Origin of the sequence: Paraburkholderia sp. (assembly GCF_049581445.1) — a bacterium.
Lineage (GTDB): Bacteria > Pseudomonadota > Gammaproteobacteria > Burkholderiales > Burkholderiaceae > Paraburkholderia.
This window is the reverse complement of sequence record NZ_JBAURZ010000189.1, coordinates 1-11,564: the sequence shown is the minus strand read 5'-3', so window position 1 is coordinate 11,564 and position 11,564 is coordinate 1. Positions and strand designations below refer to the sequence as shown.

At 61.8% G+C, this 11,564-nt stretch carries 7 protein-coding genes; 3 read left to right on the top strand and 4 right to left on the bottom strand.

The features are described 5' to 3' along the window. Positions 1-180: 180 nt before the first annotated feature. Positions 181-2,283 (bottom strand): M3 family metallopeptidase, encoded by a 2,103-nt coding sequence (locus tag WCA85_RS16845; protein WP_424065748.1) that lies wholly within the window; start codon positions 2,281-2,283, stop codon positions 181-183. 351 nt (positions 2,284-2,634) lie between these two features. Between WCA85_RS16845 and WCA85_RS16840 the strand changes: the two genes are divergently transcribed. Then, positions 2,635-3,747, top strand: coding sequence for an acyltransferase family protein (locus tag WCA85_RS16840; RefSeq protein ID WP_424065746.1), 1,113 nt, complete (start codon positions 2,635-2,637; stop codon positions 3,745-3,747). Between the two features lie 99 nt (positions 3,748-3,846). Here the strand turns inward: WCA85_RS16840 and folD are convergent, their stop codons facing one another. The 3 genes from folD to fixL all read right to left on the bottom strand — a co-directional run bounded on the left by folD (position 3,847) and on the right by fixL (position 8,209). Beyond that, positions 3,847-4,704 carry a bifunctional methylenetetrahydrofolate dehydrogenase/methenyltetrahydrofolate cyclohydrolase FolD gene (folD, locus tag WCA85_RS16835; protein ID WP_424065744.1) on the bottom strand — a complete coding sequence of 286 codons (858 nt, stop codon included), beginning with the start codon at positions 4,702-4,704 and terminating at the stop codon, positions 3,847-3,849. A gap of 350 nt (positions 4,705-5,054) precedes the next feature. After that, on the bottom strand, positions 5,055-5,699 hold the full coding sequence (gene fixJ / locus WCA85_RS16830) for an oxygen response regulator transcription factor FixJ (protein ID WP_424065742.1): 645 nt from the start codon (positions 5,697-5,699) through the stop codon (positions 5,055-5,057). After that, complete coding sequence (fixL, locus tag WCA85_RS16825; protein WP_424065749.1) at positions 5,696-8,209, bottom strand: oxygen sensor histidine kinase FixL; 2,514 nt, start codon at positions 8,207-8,209, stop codon at positions 5,696-5,698. The genes fixJ and fixL overlap by 4 nt, the downstream gene beginning before the upstream one ends. Before the next feature lie 273 nt (positions 8,210-8,482). On the opposite strand from fixL, the gene aceE reads away from it, so the two are divergent. Beyond that, positions 8,483-11,179 carry a pyruvate dehydrogenase (acetyl-transferring), homodimeric type gene (gene aceE, locus WCA85_RS16820; protein ID WP_424065740.1) on the top strand — a complete coding sequence of 899 codons (2,697 nt, stop codon included), beginning with the start codon at positions 8,483-8,485 and terminating at the stop codon, positions 11,177-11,179. 85 nt (positions 11,180-11,264) lie between these two features. Beyond that, a partial coding sequence (locus WCA85_RS16815; protein ID WP_424065738.1) for a biotin/lipoyl-containing protein occupies positions 11,265-11,564 on the top strand: 300 nt, incomplete at its 3' end.

The following is an 11,564-nucleotide window of genomic DNA, read 5'->3' as shown; positions in this document are numbered from 1 at the left end:
GTGGTCGCCCGCTTGCCGGCCGCCCGGGCGACGCTGACGCTTGAGGGTCGGCCGGAGCAGATCGATTTCAAATTGCAGCGGGGATAACGGTAGGCGCTCGCAACAAAAAACCGGTGCCTGCGTGAGCAGGGCACCGGTTTTTTTACAAGCAGCGCCGAACGCGCACCGCCTGACGGATAGTTAATGCGTGGCGGCAGGCGTCATGCCGTTATGACGCAGCAGCGCGTCGATATTCGGCTCACGGCCACGGAATGCCTTGAACGATTCCATCGCCGGACGACTTCCGCCCACTTCGAGAATCTCCTTGCGATAGCGCGTGCCGGTTTCCGCATCCAGCACACTGCCGCTTGCCGCTTGTGCCGCTTCTTCAAACGCGGCATACGCGTCGGCGGACAACACCTCGGCCCACTTGTAGCTGTAGTAACCCGCCGCATAGCCACCCGCGAAGATGTGGCTAAACGTGTTCGGCCAGCGCGAGAACGCGGCTTGCGGCACGACATGGAACTGCTCGTTAATTTCGCGGGCGAGATCGTTGGCGCTCTTCGTGCCGGCCGTATCGAAGTCCGTATGCAGCCTGATGTCGAACATCGAGAACACGATCTGGCGCAACGTGCCGAGACCGCTCTGGAAGTTCTTGGCGGCGAGCATCTTGTCGAACAGTTCACGCGGCAGCGGTTTGGCGGTTTCGACGTGCGAGGTCATGTCACTCAGCACATCCCACTCCCAGCAGAAGTTTTCCATGAACTGCGACGGCAATTCGACCGCGTCCCATTCGACGCCGTTGATCCCCGACACGCCCAGCTCATCGACGCGCGTAAGCATGTGATGCAGACCGTGACCGAACTCATGGAACAGCGTGATCACTTCATCGTGCGTGAAGCAGGCCGGCCTTCCGCCCACAGGCGCCGAGAAGTTGCAGGTCAGATACGCGACCGGCGTTTGCACGCCACCATGTGCATGCTTGTGACGCGCACGCGCATCGTCCATCCACGCCCCGCCGCGTTTGCCTTCACGCGCATACAGGTCCAGATAGAACTGCGCGACGAGGCCGCCGTCCTGATTCTCGACCCGGAAAAAGCGCACGTCCGGATGCCACACGGTGGCTTCGTCACGGCGGATCTTCACGCCGAACAACGTTTCCGTGACCTTGAACAGCCCCTTGAAGACCGTGTCTTCCGGGAAATACTGCTTAACTTCGTTTTCGGAGAACGAATAGCGGTTCTGGCGCAGACGCTCGGCCGCGAACGTCATGTCCCACGGCTGCATCTCCGCGAGGCCCAGTTCGCTGGCGGCGAATTCACGCAGTTCCTTCCAGTCCTGTTCGGCATGCGGTCGGGCGCGGGTGGCCAGGTCTTCGAGGAAGGCCATGACCTGTGCGGGCGATTCGGCCATCTTCGGCGCGAGCGAGACTTCCGCGAAATTCTGGTAGCCGAGCATATGCGCTTCTTCGGCGCGAAGCTTCAACTGTTCCGCAATATTCGTGGTGTTGTCCCATTCGGCTTTGCCACCGCCGTAGGTGCCGCCCAGCTCCGAAGCGCGCGTGACGTAGGCGCGGTACATGGTCTCGCGCATCGCGCCGTTTTCGGAATACTGCATGACGGGGAAATACGATGGGAAGTGCAGCGTGAATTTCCAGCCGCTCTTGCCATCGCGCTCGGCCGCTTCTTCGGCCGCGGCGATCACGTCTTCCGGCAGACCCGCCAGTTGTGCCTTGTCTTCGACGAAGTAAGCGTACGCGTTGGTTGCGTCCAGCACGTGATCGGAAAAACCTTTGGACAAGGTGGCTTGACGCTCTTGCAATTCGGCGAAGTGCGGCTTCTTGTCTTCCGGCAGTTCGGCGCCCGAGAGGCGGAAATCGCGCAGAGCGTTATGCAGGATCTTCTTGCGTTCGCCAGTCAGCGAGGAGAAGTCGCTGCTGGCCGACAGCGCCTTGTACTTTTCGTAGAGCGCGAGGTTTTGTCCGACGCTCGACCAGAACTCGGTGACGCGCGGCAGATTTTCGCCATAGGCTGCGCGCAGCTCCGGCGTATCGGCAACGGCGTTCAGGTGGCCAATCACCCCCCAGGCGCGCGAGAGCGGTTCGGTGACGCGCTCGACCGCTTCCACGACATCGACCCACGAGGCCGGCGTGACGGGTTCACTGGCGCGTTCGACGGCGGCGCTCGCGTTGGCGAGCAGCACATCGAGGGCGGGGGTGACATGTTCGGGGCGGATGTCGCCAAAGCGCGGCAGGTCGGAGAAATCGAGGAGCGGGTTGTCTTGTGTCGGTTGAGTGCTGGACATGAGGCTTCCTGTCTGACGCGGGTGAATAGGCGGGCGTGGCGGAGGGCCGCGCCCGATACCCACATTGGGGCTGGGCGCCGCGTTTCCAGTCCGGCTACAGCACAAATTAGCAGAAGTTCGGGTTTTGCGGGCTTACGCCTCGCTGACGAGGTTATTTGTGCCAGACCTGCGCGCGTGGCTCGTGCGCCTGGCCCAGGTATTGCCGGCCTGCGTAGCCGCAAAAACATGGTCTGCATTGGTTTGTGCGAGAGCGAACGGTCCCATTTGCTGCCCTGCGTCATCGTGATAGGACGTCGCTGGCCGCATCAATCCATACAGGCCAGTGGCGCCGTCTACGCAGGAGAAACATCGATGAATCCGCTTTCGCAGGCTCTATCGCGCAAGGGCAACAATTTCGACCTGGTGCGTCTTCTGGCCGCGATCGCGGTGGTGTACGGTCATTCGTACATAATACAGGCGCCGGACGGCACGATCGACTGGGTGCAGAACGCATTGGGTTTCGACGGCTTCGGCGCCTTTGGGGTCTATGCCTTTTTCATGATGAGCGGGATGCTGGTCACGGCCAGCTTCGACCGGCAGCGCTCGGCGCCGCGTTTCGTCGCGTTGCGCATCGCGCGGATCTGGCCAGCAGTGGCGGGCGGATCGCTGGTCACCATATTCATCCTTGGCCCGCTCTTCACGACCTTGCCGTTGCACGAGTATTTCGCCTCACGCGCGACCTGGGCCAATCTCGACAACTTCTCGACGATCGTACTCAAGAGCGGCTGGGGCTTGCCGGGCGTGTTCGAACACAACCGCTTCGTTGCTGACATTTGTGCTCCGCTGTGGACGCTGCCGATCGAAGTTCGCTGCTACGTGATCGTGCTGATCACCGGCATGGCCGGCCTGCTGTCGAGCCGTTGGGGCGTCACGGCGGCGGCGGCGCTTGGACTCCTCGCGTTCGCCGTGCGGGTGCACCTGCCGCATCTGGAAATCGGCTTGCGCGATTTCTCCGAAAAGCCGGGTGGCTATTCGTTCTGGCCGGAACCGTTCTTCATGATCGGGATGCTGCTGTATGGTTGGCGCGAGCGCATTGAGTTTTCCGGCCTCGGGGCGCTTGGGCTGATGATGGTGTTTATGGTCTTTCGTGACACAGCCGGCGCGCAGCCGCTTTTTTATCTGACTTTCGTGTACGGCGTAATGTGGATTGGCACGACACCGCTGTTGCACCGCTTCGTGCCACGCAATGATTACTCGTACGGCATCTATCTGTACGGGTTCATGATGCAGCAATGCGTAGCGAGTATCGCGCCGCATCTGAACCATCAGACCGCCGTATTGATTGCGGCGCCCTTTATCGTCGCATGTGCGATGCTGTCGTGGCACTTCGTGGAGCGCCCGGTGCTGGTGTGGTGCCGGCGGCGTTTGGCGCGCACGCCTCGCACACTAGCCGTACCGATGACCACCGACACAGCAGTGCGTTGAACGCCGTTCGTCGCGAGACGGCGCGCTAGCAGTTGGCTGTGGGATAGCACTGATACGCGCCTGCATGCACTGAAACGCGCTGATTTCCGCTGATACGTTTTACGCGTTGGCGGCAGCGCGCTCGGCTGCTTCGATGGTGTTGACCAGCAGCATGGTGATCGTCATCGGACCGACGCCGCCCGGCACCGGCGTGATGTAGCTGGCCACTTCCTTGACCCCCGCAAAGTCCACGTCGCCGCAGAGCTTGCCGGCCTCGTCGCGATTCATGCCCACGTCGATCACGGCCACGCCGGGCTTGACCATGTCCGCGGTCAGGATGTTGCGCAAGCCGGTGGCGGCAACCACGACGTCAGCCTGACGCGTATGCGCGGCGAGGTCGCGCGTCTTGCTATGGCAGATCGTCACGGTTGCGCCGGCTTCGAGTAGCAGCAGCGCCATCGGCTTGCCGACGATATTGGAGCGGCCAATCACCACCGCATTCGCACCCTTCAGATCGATGCCGTAGGCTTCGAACATTTTCATCACGCCGTACGGCGTGCAAGGGCGAAACAGCGGCTTGCCGGTCATCAGCGCGCCGGCGTTGGCGACGTGAAAACCGTCGACATCCTTCTCCGGCGCGATCGCCTCGATCACCTTGTGACTGTCGATATGCTTCGGCAACGGCAGTTGGACGAGGATGCCGTGGATCTTCGGGTCACGGTTCAACTCGTCGATGCGCGCGAGCAGATCGGCTTCCGAGAGCGTGGCCGGGTAGCGGTCGTACGATGAGAACAGGCCGTTGTCCTCGCAGGCCTTGATCTTGTTACGCACGTAGACTTCGCTGGCCGGATTGTCGCCCACCAGCACGACCGCGAGGCCCGGTTGATGGCCACGGGCGGTGAGGGCGGCGGCGCGGGTCGCGACGTCGGCGCGCAAGGTCTTGGAGAGGGCGTTGCCGTCGATCAGTTTGGCTGTCATGGTCGGTCGAGTGTAGGCAGTTCGGAATGCGGGGCGCGGCCGCGCGCGGCGCAGAAAACGCGCCACGGCGAAGTTCAGCATTATACCGACGCATGGGTTTCGGAGCGGGTGCGTGCAACCGCCATGTAGCGGGAGCGATGCGCGTTGAGGCAGAGGAAAGTCGACGGGCGCGTGCTGGCCGGATATGAACTCCGGTCAGCACGGCGATCAGATGAGTCGATTGCAGCCGCGGGGCATGCCGCGGGAGCAACTGGGCCCATGCCCGAGGCCCACTTAGGTACACACTCAGACGCTGCACCGAGGCTGCGGGACGACCTTGCCGCCGCGCAGCCTAAGCCGGTGGCGCTTGCTTACTGAGCCTCTTTCGGCTTGTTCGACAGCGCGAGACGCAGCAGATCGGCGACCGTATTCACGTTCAGCTTTTCCATGATGTTCGCGCGGTGCGCTTCGACGGTCTTGATGCTGATACCGAGGTCGTCGGCAATCTGCTTGTTCAGACGGCCGGCGATGATGCGCTCGAGCACCTGGTGTTCGCGCGCGGTCAGCTTGCCCAGACGCTCGGCGGCGGCGCGCTGTTGCTGCACACTGCTGCTTTCGCTGCGCGCCTTGTCGAGCATGCGCTCGACCAGCTTGCGCAGTTCGGCTTCGTCAAACGGCTTCTCGATGAAATCCATCGCGCCTTTTTTCATCGTCGACACTGCCATCGGCACGTCGCCGTGGCCGGTCACGAAGATGATCGGCAGCGAGGCGTTATCGGCAATCAGACGTTCCTGCAACTCGAGTCCGCTCATACCGGACATCCGCACGTCAAGGATCAGACAGGCAATCTGACCAGGGTGCGTGTGCGGCTGCCAGGCGTCGATAAACTGCTCGGCGCTGGAGAAGCACTGTACCCGATAGCCGTTCGCCTCCAGCAGCCAGCGCAGCGAATCTCTAACGGCCTCGTCGTCATCGACGACAAAGACTGTTTCCTGTGTGGTGACTGGGCTGTTCATAGCTCTCCCGTAACGGTTTGTGGTGTCGGCGCCTCTGACCCGCCGTTGCTCGGGCCATCAGGCTCTCCAATAGGCAGACTGCAATGGAACGTGGCGCCTGTGATATGGCCGTCAGATTCGACGTTGTTGACCACCCACAGGCGACCGCGATGCGATTCAATAATGGAACGGCAAATATTCAACCCCATGCCCATACCATCGGACTTGGTGCTGTAAAACGGTTCAAACAGACGCTCGGCCGTCGCTTCGTCGACGCCCGGTCCCTGGTCGACGACGCTGATGCAGACAAACCCGCTGTCGAGCCTGACGACCACGCGGATCACCGGATCGACCGCATTCGGCCGGGCATCGTGCATGGCTTCAGCAGCGTTCTTTAGCAAATTCACCAGCACCTGCTCGATCAGCACCGGGTCCACATAGATCACCGGCAGGCGCGAGCGCAGATCCGTGACGATGCGGATACGGCGTTTGCGCGCCTCGATTTCAGCGAGCCCAACCGCGTCCGCGACGATATCGGCGACGCGGGTGGCCTGGCGTTTCGGTTCGCTGCGCTTCACGAATTCGCGGATCCGCTTGATGATCATGCCCGCCCGCACCGCCTGCTGCGCGGTCTTTTCGAGCACGGGCAGCAGATTGTCAGGCGTGGTCCGCCCAGATTTAACCAGTGCGACGGTTCCGGAGCAATAGTTATTGATCGCCGCGAGCGGCTGGTTCAGTTCGTGAGCCAGCGACGAGGCCATTTCACCCATCGTCATCAGTCGGCTGGTGAACTGCAGTTTTTCGTCCTGCTGGCGCGCGAGTTCCTGTGCCTGCTTGCGGGTGGTGATGTCCGTCGCGATCTGCATCTGCGCCAGATGGCCGTCCACCCACTGAATGTATTGGCGGCGCACTTCGAACCACTTCTGGATGCCCTGGACGTAGACTTCCTGGGCGTCGGCGGTGCTTTCGGTGAGCGCGGCGGCGGGCAGTCCCGCGTATGCATCGACCATATCGATCGAATCGGACGACGCCTGTGCGCTATCGAACCCGCCGCCCGCTAATTCCAGATGCCCGTCCGGGCGAATGCCAAACAGATGGCGGTAGTAGCGGTTGGCGAACAGCAATTCGGCTTCGTCGGCGGCCAGCACGGACACGGCGGCGTCGAGGCTTTCCAGCACGGTGGTGAAGCGTTCGTGCGCGGCGGCGAGTTCTTCGCGCGCCCGTTTCGGTTCGGTGATGTCGGTCATCGACGACATCCAGCCGGTCTGCCGGCCCGAACTGTCGATCAGCGGCGAGACGTAGAGCCGTGCATGGAACAGCGAGCCGTCCTTGCGCCGCACGCGCAATTCGAAGCCGGAGGAGGGTGCCTTGCCGCGCAGCGTCATGTCGAGTTGGCGCTGCATTTCCGGGTAAGCGTCACGCGGCCAGTAGGGGAACGGCGCGTTCTTGCCGACCAGATCGCTTTCGTCCCAGCCGGTCATGCGGCAAAACGCCGGGTTCACGTGCGTGATGCGGCCGTGCATGTCGAGCACGCGCATGCCGATCAGCACGGAGTTTTCCATGGCGCGCCGGAAGAAGGCTTCGGCGTATAGCGCCTGCTGGGCTTCGAAGCGCTGGCGCGTGTGCTTCCAGAGACTCCACAAACTCCACAGCACGAAACACGACAGACCCGCCACCAGCCACACGAGCGTGTTGTTCGTGAAGTTGGTCATCTGCGGGAATGCGTAGACGCGCACCGAGACGCCCTGACCCGGCGGGTCGAGCGGCAGGTCATAGAACATGTCGCGCGGCAGGCGCGGACGGGTCGAAGTGGTCGCGAGTTCGCGGTTGTTCAGATCGATGATCGAGATCTTGTACTTCGCCGACAGCTCAGGCGGGATGTCGTGCTTGAGCACCCCTTCGATGGAAAACACGGCGGCGATCGTGCCGAGGAATTCGCGGTCGCGGTAGATCGGGGTCTGCAGCGTCAGATAGCCGTTGCCGAGATCGTCATAGATGAGCGGCGAGTAGACCTGGCGGCGCGAGGTGCGCGCGTCGGCGAAGCCCGCTTTGACGGCCTCTTCCATTTGTTCGTCGCTGGGTTTGGCGAGGCGTTGGCCGAACACGGGCTGGGCGGTATTGGGCCAGCGCGGCTGCTGCTCGCTCGTGTACCAGTTCATGTAGAGGATTTCGGGATGCCCCTGCATGATGTCCGTGGTAGACACCTGGAAAGAATGGGGATCCGCGTGGCCGGCAACGATGTCGCGTGCGAGGGCCTGAATCTGCTCCTGGGCGCCGGTCATCGACAGGCGTATTTGTTGCTGTGCCCAGGCGACATTGCGGTACAGCGTGTCTTCCTGTTGCTGCTGCTCGCGCCGGTTCAGGCTCCACAGAATCAGGCTCATGACGACCAGGAATACCAGGATCGACAGCAGCGGCGTGAGCAAATACGAGTTCGACCACCATGGTCCATGGTGCCAGCGGGACGGCGACGAGTCTGCCGGCTTTCCGGCGGGCCGCGCCGAGCGTGCGAAAAGCCGTTCGGTCAACATGGCTGGCATTGTAGCGCAGCGGGTGGCTAGCAAATGGCGCAAAAAAGCGCGGAAAGTCGCGCTAATCGGTGCAAACTAGCCGACGTATCCGTTGGTGGGCAGTCAAACCAGGGTGCGTCGCAACAATTTTCCGCATTATGAGAAACGATCTCGTAATTCGAAAATTATGTTGCGCAGACGATGAGCGCCTTATTACAATCGGCCGAAGCTGCCGCGGCCACACTCGTCCGCGTCGTCTGTTCAAAGAGCGTTCCTTATCCTCAGGAGACGAGCATGTCCGCTGTACCCGACGAAGTCATGAAATATGTCGCCGCTGAAAAAGACGACGATCCCCAGGAAACCGGCGAATGGCTGGAAGCGCTGGATGGCGTGATTTCTGCTGTAGGCCCCGACCGCGCCCACTATCTGATCGAAAAGCAAATCGAATTTGCGCGCGTACACGGCGAACATCTGCCGTTCTCGGCCAACACCCCGTACATCAACACGATCCCTGTCTCACGCCAGGCGCCGATTCCCGGTGACCAGGATATCGAACACCGCATTCGTTCGTACACGCGCTGGAACGCCATCGCGATGGTGCTGCGCGCGGGCAAGCAGACGAACGTCGGTGGCCACATCGCATCGTTTGCGTCGGCTGCCACGCTGTATGACGTCGGCTACAACCATTTCTGGCACGCGGCTTCCGACAAGCATGGCGGCGACCTCGTGTTCGTGCAGGGCCACTCGTCGCCGGGTGTGTACTCGCGCGCGTTCCTGCTCGGTCGTCTGAGCGAAAACCAGCTCGACAACTTCCGCCAGGAAGTGGGCGGCGAGGGCATCTCGTCGTATCCGCACCCGTGGCTGATGCCGGACTTCTGGCAGTTCCCGACCGTCTCGATGGGCCTCGGCCCGATCATGGCGATCTATCAAGCCCGCTTCATGAAGTACCTGCATGCGCGCGGCGTCGCGAAGACCGAAGGCCGCAAGGTATGGGCGTTCCTCGGCGACGGCGAGACCGATGAGCCGGAATCGCTCGGCGCGATCGGCATGGCCGGGCGCGAGCGGCTCGACAACCTGGTGTTCGTGATCAACTGTAACCTGCAGCGCCTCGATGGTCCGGTGCGCGGTAACGGCAAGATCATCCAGGAACTGGAAAGCGAATTCCGCGGCGCTGGCTGGAACGTCATCAAGGTCATCTGGGGCAGCCGCTGGGATGCACTGTTCCAACGCGACAAGACTGGCGCGCTGATGCGCCGGATGATGGAAGTCGTGGACGGCGAATATCAGACGTACAAGTCGGAGTCGGGCGCGTTCGTGCGCGAACACTTCTTCAACACGCCGGAACTGAAGGCGCTGGTCGCCGACTGGTCTGACGAAGACGTGTGGAACCTGAACCGCGGCGGCCATGATCCGCACAAGATCTACGCTGCGTTCACGGAAGCCACCCAGACCAAGGGCCAGCCGACCGTCATTCTCGCGAAGACGATCAAGGGCTACGGCATGGGCGAAGCTGGTCAGGCGATGAACATCACCCACCAGCAGAAGAAGCTGCACCTGGATCACCTGAAGAAATTCCGTGACCAGTTCCGTCTGCCGATCTCCGACGAAGATCTCGTCAACGTGCCGTACCTCAAGTTCGAAGAAGGTTCGAAGGAACTCGAGTACATGCGCGCTCGCCGTCAGGACCTCGGCGGCTATCTGCCGGCGCGTCGTCAGAAGGCTGAGTCGCTGCCGGTGCCGGAACTCACTGCTTTCGAGCCGCTGCTCAAGGGCACGGGCGAAGGCCGCGAGATCTCCACGACGATGGCGTTCGTGCGGATTCTCAATATCCTGCTGAAGGACAAGGCGCTCGGCAAACGCATCGTGCCGATCGTGCCGGACGAATCGCGTACCTTCGGTATGGAAGGGCTGTTCCGTCAGATCGGTATCTGGAATCAGGACGGCCAGAAGTACGTGCCGGAAGATTCCGACCAGCTGATGTTCTACCGTGAGTCGGAAACCGGTCAGATCCTGCAGGAAGGGATTAACGAAGCCGGCGGTATGTCGGACTGGATCGCTGCCGCGACGTCGTACTCGACGCACGGTGAGATCATGATCCCGTTCTACATCTTCTACTCGATGTTCGGCTTCCAGCGCATCGGCGATCTGGCCTGGGCTGCGGGCGACATGCGTTCGCGCGGCTTCCTGCTGGGTGGTACGGCAGGACGTACGACGCTGAACGGCGAAGGCCTGCAGCACGAAGACGGTCACTCGCTGATGTGGGCGGCTTCGGTGCCGAACTGCATCAGCTATGACCCGACGTTCGGTTACGAACTCGCCGTCATCATGCAGGACGGTCTGCGTCGCATGGTCGCGGAGCAGGAAGACGTGTACTACTACGTCACGGTGATGAACGAGAACTACGAGCACCCGGCGATTCCGCAGGGCGAGAGCGTAGCTGCGGACATCATCAAGGGCATGTACTCGTTCAAGAAGGCCGAAGCCGACAAAAAGACGCCGCACGTGCAACTGATGGGCGCGGGCACGATCTTCAATGAAGTGATTGCTGCCGCTGATCTGCTGAAGAACGACTGGGGCGTCGCCGCCGACCTCTGGAGCGTGCCGAGCTTCACAGAACTGGCCCGCGAAGGCCACGAAGTGCAGCGCTGGAACCTGCTGCACCCGACCGAAGAGAAGAAGCTCTCGCACGTCGAGAAGCTGCTGAAGGATGCGCCGGGTCCGGTCATCGCATCGACCGACTATATCCGTGCGCTGACCGAGCAGATTCGCGCGTTCGTGCCGCAAAAGTTTGTCGTGCTGGGCACCGACGGCTTTGGGCGTTCGGATACCCGTGAAAAGCTGCGCCACTTCTTCGAGGTGGATCGTTACTGGGTCACGGTCGCTGCATTGAACGCACTGGCAGACGAAGGCACGATCGAGCGTAAGGTCGTCGCCGAGGCGCTCAAGAAGTACAACCTTGATCCCGCCAAACCCAACCCGATGACCGTCTAAGGCATCATTCCCCGAGTGCCATGCGTGCGCACTTGCCCCTGATCGCCAGGGGCGGGTTGCGTGCGCGGCCCAGGAGACACCAACAATGAGTCAAGCGATCGAAGTCAAGGTGCCGGACATCGGCGATTACAAGGACATCCCTGTGATCGAGGTGCTGGTGAAGGCGGGTGACACCGTCGAGAAAGAGCAGTCGCTCGTCACACTGGAATCCGATAAGGCGACCATGGACGTGCCAAGCTCGGCTGCGGGCACCGTCAAGGAAGTGAAGGTCAAGGTTGGCGACAACGTATCGGAAGGGTCGCTGATCGTCGTCCTCGAAGGCGCTGAAGGCGGCGCGGCGGCTGCGAAGCCCGCTGCGCAGGCGAATGGCGCTGCGGCCCCGGCC